The following is a 15,726-nucleotide window of genomic DNA, read 5'->3' as shown; positions in this document are numbered from 1 at the left end:
CTCGAACCCATGGGAGAAACAGTGGAAACAGACCCGACTACCGAACAGCTTGGGGCCGTGCGCACGGCCATTGACGAGATCGACGAAGAAATTGTTGCGCTGATCTGGCGCCGCGAACGCCTGGTCCGGCTTGCCGGGGGCCTGAAGGACGACGACGCCCAGGTCCGCGCCCGGGACCGCGTAGAGGAAGTCATCAATCACGTGCGGGAAGCCGCCGAAGCACAGGAACAGGACTCCACGGTCGTGGAAAAGACCTACCGCGCCATGATCGACGCTTTCATCGACTACGAGCTGCGCACCCGGCACGAAGACGAAACGCAGGCAAAACTGGACGCTTTCAGCCGCAGCTAGCCCGGTTCGCCGGCTACCAGGCCGCGGGCGCTGATCCCAGCGGTGCCGCGGGCAGCTCCCACTTCATGACGGGAACCGGTCCTACCGAACTGAAGACAACGGGCGGTGCCAGGCGCTCGCCGGGTCCCCAGTACGTCTGCTCCGCCGTCCGCGGCAGGGCGGGGGCGGACGGATCCTTCGGTGACTCCCAGGGCGGGGGCACCGGACGGCGGGCCTCCGCAGCACGCTGCAGTTCCGCCGCTGTCCGGGCCAGGGAGAGCCTAGCTGCATACACCTCCCCGTCCAGCCGCCGGGACCAGGCCCGAACGGCTGCCGCTGCAGCCAGATACCCGGTGGCGTGGTCCAGCGCCTGGACCGGCAGCGGCCGCGGCGCACCCGCCGCAGACCAGGCCATGCCGGCGTCGGCGATTCCCGACGCCGTCTGCACCAGGGAATCAAAACCCCGGCGGCCGCGCCACGGCCCGGTCCAGCCCCAGGCATTGACCGCCACGGTTACGACGCCGGGGCGCAGCTGCTGGAGGCGGTGTTCGTCCAGTCCCAGTCCGGTCAGGGCACCGGGACGGTAGCCGTGCACCACCAGGTCTGCGGCTGAGATCAGCTCGCGGACCTTCGCAGCACCGCCGGGCGTACGGAGGTCCAGCCGGGTACAGCTCTTGCCCACCGTCATCTCCGCTTCCAGCGCCGGCTCCTGCCAGCCGGGCGGATCAACGCGCAGGACTCGGGCACCGAATCCGGCAAGAAACCTGGTAGCCACCGGTCCGGCGATGACGCGGGTAAGATCCAGGACCCGGACACCGTCCAGCGGCCGTTCAGGGGACCCAGTCGTTTCAACGGGCAGCTGCGCGGCGCGCCGGGTCCAGCCGATGAGGGGTTCGGCCCGGACAGCCTGTCCCTGCGGATGTGCCTGCCACTGTTCCACCGTCCGCAGCCGGGCCGCACAGCCGCCGGCTTCCACCACGGCTTCTTCAAGTTCCCCGCCTTTCCATGCGCTGACGGCCACCGCCGCCGTCTCCGGGCCGGCATCCGCGGGCAGGCCCAGGACTGCGAGCGCAGCCCTGCGGTGATGAGGGGCGTTGGTATGCAGCCGTACCCAGCCGTCTGTACACGGGTAGTCACGGGAGAGGGGATCCCAGGGCGGCGGAACCTCCCATCCGGCAGGGCGGAAGGAGCCGCCGAACCAGGCACGGGCAAGATCCGGGAGGGCCTCAGCGTGGACCGGCAGGCCGGAGATGCGGGAAGCAAGCTCCGCAACCGCGCTGCCTGCTGCCGCTACGGACGCAGCAGCGAAGGAGCGCACGGGATAGCACGACTCCATGCGCAGCTCCCCTCGGTCCCGATTCCTGTTGCAGTAGGCTACGTCACAGATCAGGGCCCGGACAGGCGCCGGCCGCACAAATATCCGCATCGATATGGCTTGAAAGGCACCGCAGTTGAAAGATCCAGGCACAGCCGGCAGTTCCAGATGGAAAGCGGCGGCTGCTGCGCTCGCAGATTCGCGCAGGCTGGACCTGTATGGCCGGATCATCACCGCGGCAGGGCAGGGCGAACCCCTCTCCGGCCGCGATCTGGACCGTGCCGGAACGAAGTCGCTGGACGTCCTGATGAAGGCGGGGCTGGTCCGGGACGGGCAGGACGGCCTGCATCCTGTCCCGGAGGTTTTCTCCCGCCTGCTCGCTGCGGACCGGGCGCCCAGGGATGAGTCCCCGCTGCGGCACCTGGGCCCGTCAAGCTCCGGCAGCCTGCCCTCCAAACGGGCCGACCGCCTGGAAGTCCTGCACTATCTGGCCGGTGAGGTCTTCTCGCGGTACGGTGCCCTCGGCACCGGTGCGCACGGCCCGGAAACGGCCGACGCCGGCCCCGGCAGTGCGGCAGGTCCTCCCGGCCGTGCCCGGCTGACGGAAGCCGAGGTCACCGGGAGGCTCGCCGCCTTCACCACGGACCCGGCAATGTTCCGGCGGGCCATGGTCGATGAAGGAATCCTCCGCCGCAGCCCGGATGGGTCCCGCTACTGGCTCACCAGGCCGCGTCCGGCGGACGGTATTGAATTTGCCGGCTGAGCAGCAGCTCCCCGACCTGCCGCTAGGACGTTCCCTCTTCCAGGATCGACACGATTGAGAAGAGCGTGAAGCAGACAGCTCCGAGTCCAACCAGGACGTGCGCGCCGACAAAGAACGCCGGTTCCGTGCCTGCGGCTTCAAAAAGGAACGCGGCGAAGAACAGGCAGGTTAGCGCTGTTCCGATGGGCATGAGCGGGATGCGGTTGGCGAGGGCAAACGTGCGCCGCCAGACGAGCGCGAGCAGCAGCACCTTCGAGAGAATGCTGAAGCAGATCAGCCCAAGGCCGATCAGTACACATCCCGGTGCCAGCCGGTAGGGCTCGTTTGAGCTGAACAGCACAAAGAGCCCGAGGAGCAGGTTGACCATGCCCGCGGCACCGACGAGCCAGGCCCAGGCGAAACGCTCGCCGTCGCTGAACACGTTGCGCACCTGGCGCACGATGCTCGCGACGAGGGATATCAGCGACGTGCAGATCGCCGACAGGCCTATCAGAACGTGTCCTGCGACGAACCCGGGGATGTCTCCGCGCAGCAGCAGGCCGGCGGCCAGGGAGAAACCGGCGGCAGCGGCGGCACCCGGAACGATGATCAGCGCCGTCCCGACGGCGCGGGTATGGGCACCCTCCGGCGGGCCGCCCAACGGCTCAAGCAGCTGTGCCGACTGGATCAGCGTGAATTTTGTGGATGCGGCCGCTACGGTGCTGACGCAGGCAGCCACCAAGCCCACGCCGATCACGACGAAGCCGGCGGTGAGGTTCGCCGCGGCGTTGTCCCGGTTGGCCAGGACAATGCCCCAGATGATGGCGGCGGCAGCGGCCGCGTAGCCGGAGAGCGGCAGGATGACCTCCCACACACGCCCGTAACGGTTGATGAGCTGCCTGATGATGGTGGCCGCCGTCGTGAACAGGGCATAGCAGATGGCGGTCAGCCCCACGGTGACGTGTCCGGCAATAAAGTGATCGGCGTCGTCGGGCCCGGCCAGGATGTAGAGGCCGTAAGACAGGCAGACCGCACCCATGAGAAGGGGGATGGCGCGGAAAATGATGCTCATTGTCCGGTTCATGTTGTCCAGTTCATGGCGCACCCGGTAGGAAGAGGGGATCCCGTGCGGCTTCGACGTCATGGCCGGTCCGCGGTTAGTGCAAGTTTGCGCCTGTCATACCCGCGGAACAATGCCGGAGGCATGGAGCAGATCCCGGCTGCGGAAGTTCGTGCCCTCCGCAGCGGCGATGCCTGCCGGTCCATGCAGTATTCGGGTCCAAGGGCCTCCGTCGACCGTTGACTTGGCAGGATGGCGGGCGTCTGATGGTTAGTGGGTTTTGGTTCCGGACCATCCACGGAGGACCTTCCAAGGAGGCGTCATTGGCCGCTCGATTTACTGCCCATGGAGCCGAAGCGACCCACACGGGGGCCCGCGCCGCCACTGATCTTGGCTCGCCGGCGTCGTCCTACCGGCTCCCGCCCGGCTCTCCTGCCGCGGACCCGCCCGTGCCGCCCGATCAGCAGGGCCCGGCAGCGCCGTCACCGCACAGCCGGCGGCAGATCGTGCTGGTATTTGCCGGCCTGATCATGGCCGTGCTGATCTCGGCCCTGGACCAGACCATCGTCTCCACCGCCCTTCCCACGATCGTGGGCGACCTGCAGGGACTGGACCATCTGTCCTGGGTCATCACCGCCTACCTGCTGACGTCCACCATCGGGCTGCCCATCTACGGCAAGCTCGGTGACCTGCTAGGACGCAAGAACATCTTTATCTTCGCGATCATCGTCTTCCTGCTGGGATCAGCGCTTTCGGGCCAGGCCCACAGCATGGGCGAGCTGATTGCCTACCGGGCGCTGCAGGGTGTGGGCGGCGGCGGGCTGATCATCGGTGCGCAGGCGATCATCGGGGACATCGTTTCGGCACGCGACCGCGGCAAGTACATGGGACTGATCGGCGCTGCATTTGGAGTCGCCTCGGTCAGCGGACCACTGCTGGGGGGATACCTGACCCAATACTGGTCCTGGCGCTGGGTGTTCTACATCAACCTGCCGCTCGGAGCGATTGCCCTGGCGCTGATCATCACCTCCCTCCACCTGCCCAAGCGCAGCGCCGCCGGAATAAAGCTGGACTATCCCGGTGCCATCCTGCTCGCCTTCGCCAGTGCTGCACTGGTGGGCATTACCAGCTGGGGCGGAACCACGTACGCCTGGACGTCCCCGACCATCCTTGGCCTGGGCGCGGCAGCCCTCATTGCTATTGCCGTGTTCATCCCGGTGGAGCTGCGGGCTGCCGAGCCGATCCTTCCCCTGCGGCTGTTCAGGATCCGCAACTTCGTGGTGTGCACGCTGGTGGGGCTCGCCGTCGGGCTGGCGATGTTCGGCAGCATCTCCTACCTGCCTACCTTCCTCCAGATGGTCAACGGAGCCAGCGCCACTGACTCGGGGCTGATGATGCTGCCGATGACTGCCGGCCTGCTGCTCAGTTCCATCGGGACCGGCCAGCTCATCTCCCGCACCGGACACTACAAGAGCTATCCGGTCCTGGGATCGCTGGTGATGATCCTGGGGCTGCTGCTGCTCTCACGCATCTCCGCGGAAACGCCGTACTGGTTCACTGCCCTGGGCATGTTCGTACTCGGCCTGGGAATTGGCGCGCTGATGCAGAACCTGGTGCTGATTGTGCAGAACAGTGTTCCGCCCCGGAACATGGGCACAGGGGTCTCCTCCGCGAACTACTTCCGGCAAATCGGCGGAACGCTGGGAATCGCCATCTACGGCTCCGTGTTTATCTCCCGGCTCAACGATGAGGTGGCCAACGCCCCTGATGCCGTGCGCGGGGTGACCAGCAGGGGAGTGAACTCCATCAGCCCCGAGCAGCTGAAGGCGCTGCCGGCCCCGGCACGGGACTTCATCGCCGATGCCTTTGCAACCGCCCTGCCGCCGATCTTCCTGCTCGGAATCCCCGCACTGGGAGCGGCGTTCGTGCTGACACTTTTTATCCGGCAGATTCCCCTGGCCACAGAGGCAAACGTGCAGCTCGGCGGGGAGGCAAAACGCTGATGGTCCGCCCCGGTGCACACCCGGCAGTCCCGGCCCGCGACGGCGGCACTGAAGTTTCCGGCGTACACGGGCACCCCAGGCACGCGGCCCAGGTCCCTGCCGGCTCCCCGGCTGTTCCGCTGCGGACCGACCGGGCAGGGAGGCCCAGGAAACCCCGGCACCGTAAAACGCCGGAGGAACGGCAGGCAGCCGCCCGGGAGGGTGCCATCCGGGCAGGCTTAACAGGCTCGGCAGGCCGAACACCCTGGATAGAGCCCCGCTCGGCGGCAAGCCCGGGGGCACGTCCTGCGGGAGGGCGTGACTCCGGCCAGGAGGCACCCGGATCGGCAATGTCCGCAGCTCCCGGCCGGGAGACAGGGCCCGGTGCACCCGGATCGGGAACCCCCGGGGAAGCACCCGGGGAACCGGCCGGCGAAGGCGCGCGGCGGGGCCGGATACTGGTTTTCACCGGCCTTGTCCTCTCGGTCCTGCTCGCAGCACTGGACCAGACCATCGTAGCCACGGCCCTGCCGACCATCGTGGGGGACCTGAACGGGCTGGAGCACCTGTCCTGGGTAGTTACCGCCTACATCCTGGCCGCGACGATCGGACTGCCCATCTACGGCAAGCTCGGTGACTTGTTCGGCCGCAAGAACATCTTCATCTTCGCGATTGCCGTGTTCCTGCTGGGGTCGGTGCTTTCGGGCCTGTCGCAGAGCATGGGCCAGCTGATCGCCTTCCGGGCCCTGCAGGGCATTGGCGGCGGCGGGCTGATGATTGGGGCGCAGGCGATCATCGGGGACCTGGTCTCCCCGCGGGAACGCGGACGGTACATGGGCCTGATCGGTGCCGCGTTCGGGCTGGCCTCAGTCGGCGGGCCGCTGCTGGGCGGCTGGATCACCGATTCCTGGTCCTGGCGGTGGGTCTTCTACATCAACGTGCCCATCGGCGCGGTGGCGCTCGCCGTGGTCATCACCTCCCTGCACCTGCCGCGGCACAGCGGGGTGCGGCCGCGCCTGGACTACCTGGGAGCGGCGCTGCTGGCGGCGGCTTCAACCGCGCTGATCCTGGTGACCAGCTGGGGCGGGACAACCTATGAATGGTCCAGCCCGCAGATCCTGGGCCTCTCCGCTGCTGCCCTGCTGGCCGGGGGCGCCTTCGTGTGGGCGGAATCCCGGGCCTCGGAACCGATCCTGCCTCTGGGCCTGTTCCGGATGCGGAACTTCCTGGTGCCGGTGCTGGCGGGTATCGCCGTCGGAATTGCCATGTTCTCCACCATTTCCTACCTGCCTACTTTCCTGCAGATGGTGGGCGGGGCCAGTGCCACGCAGTCCGGCCTCATGATGCTGCCGATGATGGGAGGGCTGCTGCTGACCTCCATTGGTACCGGCCAGCTGATTTCGCGCACCGGCCGGTACAAGATCTACCCCGTTGCGGGGTGCGCCGTGGTGATCTGCGGGCTGCTGCTGCTTTCCCGCATTTCGGCCGAGACCCCCTACTGGTTCACGGCCGTGGGGATGGCGGTCCTGGGCATGGGAATCGGGGCGCTGCTGCAGAACCTCGTCCTGGTTGTGCAGAACAGCGTGCCGCCGCGGACCATGGGAACGGCGATCTCCTCAGCCAACTACTTCCGCCAGATCGGCGCGTCCTTCGGCATTGCAGCGTTCGGGTCCATCTTCGTGAGCCAGCTGACGGACCAGCTGTCCGGCGCCCCCGCCGGGTCCGCGGACGCCATTCCCGGAGGGAGCATCAACTCGCTGACACCGGCCCTGCTGCAGAGCCTGCCGCCGCAGGCCCAGGAAGTGATCGCTTCAGCCTTCGGGCAGGCCATGCCGCCGATTTTCCTGCTCAGCGTGCCCATCGTGGCCGCCGGCGGAGTGCTGTGCCTGTTCATTGAGGAGATACCGCTTTCGACGCAGTCCCGGGTTGAGGCGGCGTCGGAGTGAACCGGGCGCAGGACTCCCACCAGGTTCCTAGGCACCGCCGTGCCCATTGTCAGACTGGAGCCGTACACTGGAGTTCGAATATATGTTCGAATGTTTTCAGTCAGGTATTTTAGCCTGGCCTAGGCACGTGGAGGGGCAGCCGTGGGACTTTTCAGCGAAGCAATAGAGGTGGTTTGCTCCCCGGCGGGCATCCCGCTGCGGCTTACCTGGCAGGGGAGGACCTACAAGGTCGCAGCCAATCCGGTGCGCTGGTATGAGCGCCGCAGCTGGTGGGAGGAAGAACCCCGGGCAGAACGCGGACACGGGGCCGGGCTGGTGGACTCGGAGATCTGGCGGGTGCAGGCACGCCTGAACCCCCGCTCCGTACTGCGCACCCTGGATATTTCCAGGCAGACTGCCTCCAGCACCTGGCGGCTGATCCGGATCCATGACGCCCTGCGGGAAAGTGCCTAGCGTCCTGCTGCCATGAGCTTCACCCATCTCCACGCCGCCACCGCGTTCAGCGCCCACTACGGCACGTCCTGGCCGGATGAACTGGCCCGGGCCGCCGCAGCCGACGGCGCTGACGCGCTGGCCTGCACCGACAGGGACGGCCTGTACGGCACGGTCAAACACCTGCGCGCCTGCATGGATGCCGGAATCGACCCGGTCGTCGGGGTGGACCTCGCCATCCTGGACAGTGAAGGCAAAGATGCCGCCGTCACCGGGAGGGTGGTGATCCTGGCCCACGGGCACAACCGCGGCGCCGGATACCATGCGCTGTGCCGGCTGATCTCCGATGCACATGCAGGCACGTCGCCTTCCCGCGGCAGGGCCGGCAGGCCGGCCGGGATCACACTGGAACAGCTTGCCTCCCGGTCAGCCGGGAAGGACGGGGAACCGCTGCTCACTGTCCTGGTGGGCCCCTATTCCGACGTCGGACGTGCCATGCGCAGCCGCAGCTACGCCGTCGCGCGCACTCTCTTTCGCCGCTGGCTGGCGGTTGTGCCGCGTGCTGCGCTCGCCGTGGAGGTGGTCACCCACCTCAGCGCCCCGGGGGTAAACCTCAGCCTGGCCCACGCAGTACGGTTGCTCCGGCTCTCCGATGAGATGAACATTCCCGCAGTGCTGACCAACGCAGTGCGCTATGTGGATGAAGACGGAGCAGCTACCGCAGACGTGCTCGACGCCGCCCGTGCCCTGACCTCCATGGGGCAGCTGGCAGACCTGCAGCCCAACGGCCAGGGCTGGCTGAAGTCCGGGAAACAGATGGCCGCGCTCGCAGCGGAAATCAGCCACGAAGCCGGTTACGGGCGTTCCGGTGCGGCGAAACTGCTCGCCGCCACGGAGGCGCTCGCCGATTCCTGCCGCATCGACCCGGCGTCGGACATGGGATGGAAGCAGCCGGTGGTGCCGGAGGCCTCGGTCATCGGGATCGATACCGAACCGGGCCTTGAGCTGCGCGGACGCTGCGAAGCCGGCATCGGCAGGCGCTTCGGGCATCTGGATTCCACCGCGGAAGCGGCCATGCGCAACCGGCTCGAACACGAGCTGGGCATTATCGAACGGCTAGGTTTCGCGTCCTACTTCCTGACCGTCGCCGAAGTCTCCACGATGATTCGGGAAATGGGGGTGCGGGCAGCAGCCCGTGGTTCCGGAGCCTCCTCCCTGGTGAACTACCTGCTCGGGGTCAGCCACGTGAACCCGCTGGCCCACGACCTCATCTTCGAACGGTTCCTCTCCCGGGACCGCTCCACGCTGCCGGACATCGACATTGACGTGGAAAGCGCCGAACGGCACAACGTCTACCACCGCATCTTCGAACGCTTCGGCGCGCAGCGGGTGACCCTGATGAGCATGCAGAACGGATACCGGGCACGCGGGGCGGTGCGCGATGCCGGCATGGCCCTGGGCCTTCCCGAAGAGGAGGTCGGCGCCGTCGCGAAGGCTCTGTGGCGCTTCTCGGCCAGCCACTTCCGTGAGGCGCTCGCAGAGAAACCCGAACTGCGGGACGTTGCCGAGGCAGTCCAGCAGAACCGCCAGTTGGATCTGCTGGTGGACCTCACGGAGCGGCTGGACCGGCTGCCCCGGCACATCTCCATGCATCCGTGCGGGGTCATCCTGGGAGATACATCCCTGCTGGACCGCACCCCCGTGCAGCCCAGCGGCCTGGGCCTTCCCATGTCCCAGTTCGACAAGCACGACATGGATCCGATGGGTATGCTCAAGCTCGACGTGCTGGGCGTCCGCATGCAGTCGGCCATGGCGTTCGCGCTGAAGGAGATCATCCGGATCCACCCGGGCAGGGAGGAAGTGGCAGCTGCGGGCGCGCACCCGCCTGCTGCGGACGGAAGCCTTCCGGCCTGGATAGCCGACAACGGGCGGATCGACCTGGATGCCGTGCCGCTGGATGACGAACCCACCTATGACCTGATCTGCAGCACGCACACACTGGGCTGCTTCCAGATCGAGTCCCCGGGCCAGCGCGAACTGGTGGGAAAAATGGCGCCGCGCGAATTCAACGACCTGATCATCGACATTTCACTCTTCCGGCCCGGTCCCATGAAATCGGACATGGTCCGTCCGTTCCTGGAACACCGCCACGGCTGGTCACCGGAGGAATACCCGCATGAATCGCTGCGCCCGGTGCTGGCCGAAACCCACGGAGTGACAGTTTTCCACGAACAGGTCCTGCGGACCTTCGACGTGTTCACCGGCTGCGGACTGGCCAAGGCAGACGAACTGCGCCGGCTGCTGGGAAATCCCGACGCCGAAACGGGGGTGGAGGACTTCTTCCGCCGGGCTGCGGAGAAACGCGGCTACGACGCGGAGACCATCGACAAGGTCTGGGAAACGCTGAAGGCCTTCGGCAGCTTCGGATTCTGCAAAGCCCACGGTGCTGCCTTCGCGGTTCCCACCTACCAGTCCGCCTGGCTCAAGACCCATCACCCCGAAGCCTTCCTCGCCGGCATTTTCGAACATGATCCCGGAATGTATCCCCGGCGGCTGCTGGTTGCCGAAGCCCGGAGGATGGGCATTCCGATCCTGCCGCTGGACATCAACCGCAGCGGAGAACAGTACCGCGTGGAACGGGTACCGGCCGTGCCCGCGGGCCCGGGCCGGAAGGGCCAGCCGGAACGCCTGGGCATCCGGCTGAGCTTCGCGGGAATCTACGGACTCTCGGCCGCTGAAGTCCGCAGGATCGCCGCCGGGCAGCCGTTCGACTCTCTGGCGGACCTGCGGGCCCGCGCCAAATTGTCCAGGCCGTCACTCCAGCGCCTGGCCCAGCTGGGTGCCTTCGATTCGCTCACCCGCGAGACCGGGTCCCGCGGCAGCCGGGCGGACCTGCTGCAGCATCTTGCTGAGACCACCGGGAAATCCGGGTCCCGGAAATACGATCCCATTCCCGGCCAGCTGTCCCTGCCGCTGGGGGACACGGAACTGGCCAACCTGGTTCCCCGGCTGCCTGAACCAACACTGCCTGAACGGGTCCGCACCGAACTGGACCTGCTCGCCGTCGACGTCAGCGCCCATCTGGTGGACAGCTATGAACCGCTGCTGGCAGCCCTGGGCGTGACCAAAGCCGAATCGCTGCTGCAGCTGCGCAACGGCACGGAGGTGCTGGTGGCCGGCATCCGGGTCGCCACGCAGACTCCGCCGATGCGCGGCGGGCGCCGCGTGGTGTTCATCAGCCTCGACGACGGCACGGGATGCGTGGACTGCACCTTCTTCACTGAAGCCCAGGAAAAGACCGGCCCCCTGCTCTTTGGCACCGAACTGATGCTGATCCGGGGGCTCACCCGCCGCACGGGAGCCCGGGGGATGAGCCTGCAGGCGCTTCAGGCCTGGGACCTTACGGACACAGCTTCCCTGCCCGTAAGTCCAACCCCGGATGAGCGCGGCAGGTTGGTGGGGCCCAAGCACAGCGGATAACATCGTAAAGGCGTGCCATTGGACGCACGGACGAACCCGTGCGCAGGTGCCAGCACAAACGAATCTAGGAGACAAACGTGTCAGTGCCGGAACAGTTCACCCTCATCGTCGACGGCGAAGAGACCACGGTGGATACTGGCACCACAGGTGCTCAGCTCTTCTTTGAGCGCCGCGAGGTAGTCGTGATGCGGGTCGACGGCGTCCTGAAGGACCTCGACACCCCCCTTGCCCCGGGCCAGGGCATCGAAGCAGTGACCATCGATTCCGAAGACGGCCTGAACGTCCTGCGCCACTCCACCGCACATGTGATGGCCCAGGCCGTGCAGCAGCTGCGCCCCGACGCCAAGCTGGGCATCGGCCCGTATATCAAGGACGGCTTCTACTTCGACTTCGATGTCGCCGAGCCGTTCACGCCGGAGGACCTGAAGACCCTCGAGAAGATGATGCAGAAGATCGTCAACTCGAACCAGAAGTTTGTGCGCCGCGTGGTCACCGAGGACGAAGCCCGCGAAGCCATGGCGAACGAGCCGTACAAGCTGGAACTCCTGGGCAAGAAGGACGGCGCCGAGGAAGCAGGCGAGGGCGCAAACATCGAGGTTGGCGCCGGCGAGATCACCATCTACGACAACGTTGACCGCAAGTCCGGCGATGTTGTGTGGTGCGACCTGTGCCGCGGCCCGCACCTGCCCAACACGAAGCTGATCTCCAACGCCTTCGCGCTGACCCGTTCCTCCGCCGCCTACTGGCTGGGCAACCAGGCCAACCAGCAGCTGCAGCGCATCTACGGCACCGCCTGGCCCACCAAGGACGCCCTGAAGGCCTACCAGGAACGCCTGGCCGAGGCCGAGCGCCGCGACCACCGCAAGCTGGGCACCGAACTGGACCTGTTCTCCTTCCCGGACGAGCTGGGTTCCGGCCTGCCGGTGTTCCACCCCAAGGGCGGCATCATCCGCAAGGCCATGGAGGACTACTCCCGCCAGCGCCACACCGAGGCCGGCTACGAGTTTGTCTACACGCCGCACATCACCAAGGGCCACCTGTACGAGGTTTCCGGCCACCTGGACTGGTACCGGGACGGCATGTTCCCTCCGATGCACGTGGATGAGGTCACCGACCCGGAGACCGGCGAGGTCACCAAGCCCGGCCAGGACTACTACCTGAAGCCGATGAACTGCCCCATGCACAACCTGATCTTCCGCTCCCGCGGACGGTCCTACCGTGAACTGCCGCTGCGGCTGTTCGAATTCGGCTCGGTCTACCGCTACGAAAAGTCCGGCGTGATCCACGGCCTGACGCGCGTGCGCGGCATGACCCAGGACGACGCCCACATCTACTGCACCCGCGAGCAGATGAAGGACGAGCTGACCAACACGCTGAACTTCGTGCTGGACCTGCTCAAGGACTACGGCCTGGACGACTTCTACCTGGAACTCTCCACCAAGGATCCGGAAAAGTACGTTGGCTCCGACGAGGTCTGGGAGGAAGCCACCCGCACCCTGGCCGAGGTCGCTGAGGCCTCCGGCCTGGACCTGGTGCCGGATCCCGGGGGAGCAGCGTTCTACGGACCGAAGATCTCCGTGCAGGCGCGTGACGCCATTGGCCGCACCTGGCAGATGTCCACCATCCAGCTGGACTTCAACCTGCCCGAACGGTTTGAGCTCGAGTACCAGGCCGCTGACGGCACCCGTCAGCGCCCGGTCATGATCCACCGCGCCCTGTTCGGTTCGGTGGAGCGCTTCATGGCGGTCCTGACCGAGCACTACGCCGGTGCGTTCCCCGCCTGGCTGGCTCCCGTGCAGGTCGTCGGCATCCCCGTTGCCGAAGCGTTCAACGACTACATGTACGACGTCGTGGACAAGCTCAAGGCCGCCGGCATCCGCGCCGAGGTGGACGCCGGCACCGACCGCTTCCCGAAGAAGATCCGCACCGCCTCCAAGGAGAAGATCCCGTTCGTCCTGATCGCCGGCGGCGAAGACGCCGAGGCAGGCGCGGTCTCCTTCCGCTTCCGTGACGGCAGCCAGGACAACGGTGTGCCCGTCGAAGAAGCCGTGAAGCGGATCGTCGAAGCTGTCCGGAACCGGGACAAGTAGCGGCGCGGGGGAGTCCAGATGGAAAGCCAGGAGCAGTATCCGCACGACGGCGAAGTGACGGATGAATTCGAACTCGCCGGAGTGCCGGATGCCTTCCAGCGGCTCTGGACCCCCCACCGCCTTGCCTACATCAAGGGCGGGCAGGAGCAGGTTTCCTCGGAAAACAACTGCCCGTTCTGCGCGGCGCCGTCGCACACCGATGAAGAAGCGCTGATCGTCCACCGCGGCAAGCACGCCTTCGTGATCCTGAACCTGTTTCCGTACAACGCCGGCCATCTGCTGGTCTGCCCGTACCGCCACGTTCCGGACTACACGGAAATCGACGTGGAGGAAACGGCGGAAATCGCAGCGCTCACGCAGACCGCGATGCGCGTTCTCCGCAAGGTATCCGCGCCTGCCGGCTTTAACCTGGGCATGAACCAGGGCACCGCCGGGGGAGCCGGTATCGCTGCCCACCTGCACCAGCACATTGTTCCGCGCTGGAGCGGCGACGGAAACTTCCTCCCGATCATTGCGCACACCAAGGCAATCACCCAGACCCTGGGCGAGGTACGGCAGCAGGTGGCCGATGCCTGGCCGGCCGAACCCGAGCCGTCCGCTGCAGAAACCGGTGGGGCCCAGGCGTGCTGAACAAATACGCCCGAGGGTTCTTCACCACGCTGTTCACCCCGCTGGCCACCTGGCTGATCAGGCACCGGGTCTCGCCGGACGCCGTCACGATCATCGGTACCCTCGGCGTCATGATCGGCGGCCTGGTCTTCTACCCGCTGGGCCAGTTGTTCTGGGGAACGATCTTCATTCTGCTCTTTGTCTTCTCCGACGTCATTGACGGGATCATGGCCCGGCAGCAGGAACGCAAGGGCAAATGGGGCGCGTTCCTGGATTCCACGCTGGACCGGTTCGCCGACGGTTCCCTCTTCGCCGGCGTCAGCATCTGGTTCTTCACGGGCGGGGACAACGACGCGATCGGGATTGCGGCACTCATTTGCCTGGTCTTGGGCATGCTGGTGTCCTACATCCGGTCCAAGGCCGAGTCCCTTGGCTTCGACGCCAACGTGGGCCTGGCCGAACGGGCTGAGCGGCTGGTCTTCCTGCTGACGGCCACCGGACTGGTGGGGTTGGGAGTGCCCGAACTGGTGCTCCTGGTAGTCCTCATTGCGCTGTGCCTGGCCAGCGGCGTCACGATCTTCCAGCGGATGAGCACGGTCCGGCGCCAGGCCGACGCAGAGGTCATGGGCAAGGACCTCGGAAAAGATACGCAGCAATAGCCTCGGCGTGCGCTTCACGGGGCTTAGGATGGCCTTCTACCGCCGTCCTACCAGAGAGCTTCGCCATGTCTGAAGAAAACCCTTCCCAGCCAGCAGCTTCCACCGGAGGCAGCCGGGTCAAGCGCGGAATGGCTGAAATGCTCAAGGGCGGCGTGATCATGGACGTCGTCACCGCTGACCAGGCCAGGATTGCCGAGGACGCCGGTGCCGTTGCCGTCATGGCGCTGGAACGGGTCCCCGCTGACATACGTGCCCAGGGCGGCGTCTCCCGCATGAGCGATCCGGACATGATCGACAGCATTATTGACGCTGTTTCGATTCCCGTCATGGCAAAGGCACGCATTGGCCACTTCGTTGAGGCGCAGGTGCTGCAGTCCCTCGGCGTCGACTACATTGACGAATCCGAAGTCCTCACGCCGGCCGACTACGCCAACCACATCGATAAGTGGAAGTTCACCGTTCCCTTCGTCTGCGGTGCGACGAACCTGGGTGAAGCCCTCCGCCGGATCAATGAGGGTGCGGCGATGATCCGTTCCAAGGGCGAAGCCGGAACCGGCGATGTCTCCAATGCCACCATGCACATGCGGCAGATCCGTACCGAAATTGCCCGCCTGTCCTCCCTGCCGGAAGACGAGCTGTACGTCGCGGCCAAGGAGCTGCAGGCCCCGTACGAACTCGTGAAGGAAGTAGCTGCCTCCGGCAAGCTGCCCGTCGTGCTGTTCACTGCCGGCGGTATCGCAACGCCGGCCGACGCAGCCATGATGATGCAGCTGGGAGCCGACGGCGTCTTTGTCGGCTCGGGCATCTTCAAGTCCGGAAACCCGGCCGAGCGCGCCGCCGCGATCGTGAAGGCAACAACGTTCCACGACGATCCCGACGAAATCGCCAAGGCTTCCCGCGGTCTGGGTGAAGCAATGGTCGGCATCAACGTCGACGAGATCCCGCAGCCGCACCGCCTCGCCGAGCGCGGCTGGTAACGTACAGCACCGACCATTTAAGTACAGCGGCCGGACCAGCACTCATGCTGGTCCGGCCGCTGTTCTGTGTCTCTCGTTTCCTGCTTCGCTCTGGGGTGTGCGGC

General features: G+C 66.3%; 12 protein-coding genes. 10 read left to right on the top strand and 2 right to left on the bottom strand.

Annotated elements, in window-relative coordinates; genetic code table 11:
• The first annotated feature begins 9 nt into the window (after positions 1-9).
• Complete coding sequence (locus LOC59_RS08420; protein ID WP_229971469.1) at positions 10-351, top strand: chorismate mutase; 342 nt, start codon at positions 10-12, stop codon at positions 349-351.
• A 13-nt stretch (positions 352-364) separates the two neighbouring features.
• On the opposite strand, the gene LOC59_RS08415 is transcribed toward LOC59_RS08420, so the two are convergent.
• Positions 365-1,666, bottom strand: a complete 1,302-nt coding sequence (locus tag LOC59_RS08415; protein WP_229971467.1) for a CoA transferase — start codon at positions 1,664-1,666, stop codon at positions 365-367.
• Between the two features lie 115 nt (positions 1,667-1,781).
• Here LOC59_RS08415 and LOC59_RS08410 point away from each other — a divergent pair, with 115 nt between their 5' ends.
• Positions 1,782-2,408, top strand: a complete 627-nt coding sequence (locus tag LOC59_RS08410; protein WP_229971465.1) for a DUF2087 domain-containing protein — start codon at positions 1,782-1,784, stop codon at positions 2,406-2,408.
• 22 nt (positions 2,409-2,430) lie between these two features.
• Here LOC59_RS08410 and LOC59_RS08405 read toward each other — a convergent pair whose 3' ends face one another.
• Positions 2,431-3,531: a DUF2776 family protein gene (locus LOC59_RS08405; protein ID WP_229971463.1), complete on the bottom strand. Its 1,101-nt coding sequence runs from the start codon at positions 3,529-3,531 to the stop codon at positions 2,431-2,433.
• A gap of 239 nt (positions 3,532-3,770) precedes the next feature.
• Here LOC59_RS08405 and LOC59_RS08400 point away from each other — a divergent pair, with 239 nt between their 5' ends.
• The 8 genes from LOC59_RS08400 (at position 3,771) to pdxS (ending at position 15,622) form a co-directional block, all read left to right on the top strand.
• Positions 3,771-5,450: an MDR family MFS transporter gene (locus tag LOC59_RS08400; RefSeq protein ID WP_229971461.1), complete on the top strand. Its 1,680-nt coding sequence runs from the start codon at positions 3,771-3,773 to the stop codon at positions 5,448-5,450.
• Between the two features lie 329 nt (positions 5,451-5,779).
• Positions 5,780-7,375, top strand: coding sequence for an MDR family MFS transporter (locus LOC59_RS08395; RefSeq protein WP_229971459.1), 1,596 nt, complete (start codon positions 5,780-5,782; stop codon positions 7,373-7,375).
• 141 nt (positions 7,376-7,516) lie between these two features.
• Positions 7,517-7,828, top strand: a complete 312-nt coding sequence (locus tag LOC59_RS08390) for a DUF6504 family protein (protein WP_229971457.1) — start codon at positions 7,517-7,519, stop codon at positions 7,826-7,828.
• Positions 7,829-7,840: 12 nt separating this feature from the next.
• Positions 7,841-11,287, top strand: a complete 3,447-nt coding sequence (locus LOC59_RS08385; RefSeq protein ID WP_229971455.1) for a DNA polymerase III subunit alpha — start codon at positions 7,841-7,843, stop codon at positions 11,285-11,287.
• Positions 11,288-11,364: 77 nt separating this feature from the next.
• The gene (gene thrS / locus LOC59_RS08380; protein WP_227916646.1) at positions 11,365-13,377 is read left to right on the top strand and encodes a threonine--tRNA ligase; all 2,013 of its coding nucleotides are present in this window, start codon (positions 11,365-11,367) and stop codon (positions 13,375-13,377) included.
• Between the two features lie 18 nt (positions 13,378-13,395).
• Complete coding sequence (locus LOC59_RS08375) at positions 13,396-14,007, top strand: HIT family protein (protein WP_229971453.1); 612 nt, start codon at positions 13,396-13,398, stop codon at positions 14,005-14,007.
• Positions 14,001-14,645 carry a phosphatidylinositol phosphate synthase gene (gene pgsA / locus LOC59_RS08370; RefSeq protein ID WP_229971451.1) on the top strand — a complete coding sequence of 215 codons (645 nt, stop codon included), beginning with the start codon at positions 14,001-14,003 and terminating at the stop codon, positions 14,643-14,645. The genes LOC59_RS08375 and pgsA overlap by 7 nt, the downstream gene beginning before the upstream one ends.
• Before the next feature lie 65 nt (positions 14,646-14,710).
• Positions 14,711-15,622, top strand: a complete 912-nt coding sequence (gene pdxS / locus LOC59_RS08365) for a pyridoxal 5'-phosphate synthase lyase subunit PdxS (protein WP_227895672.1) — start codon at positions 14,711-14,713, stop codon at positions 15,620-15,622.
• The last annotated feature ends 104 nt before the right edge of the window (positions 15,623-15,726 follow it).

Origin of the sequence: Arthrobacter sp. zg-Y916, assembly GCF_020907385.1 — a bacterium.
Lineage (GTDB): Bacteria > Actinomycetota > Actinomycetes > Actinomycetales > Micrococcaceae > Arthrobacter_B > Arthrobacter_B caoxuetaonis.
This window is presented reverse-complemented; position numbering and strand designations above follow the sequence as displayed.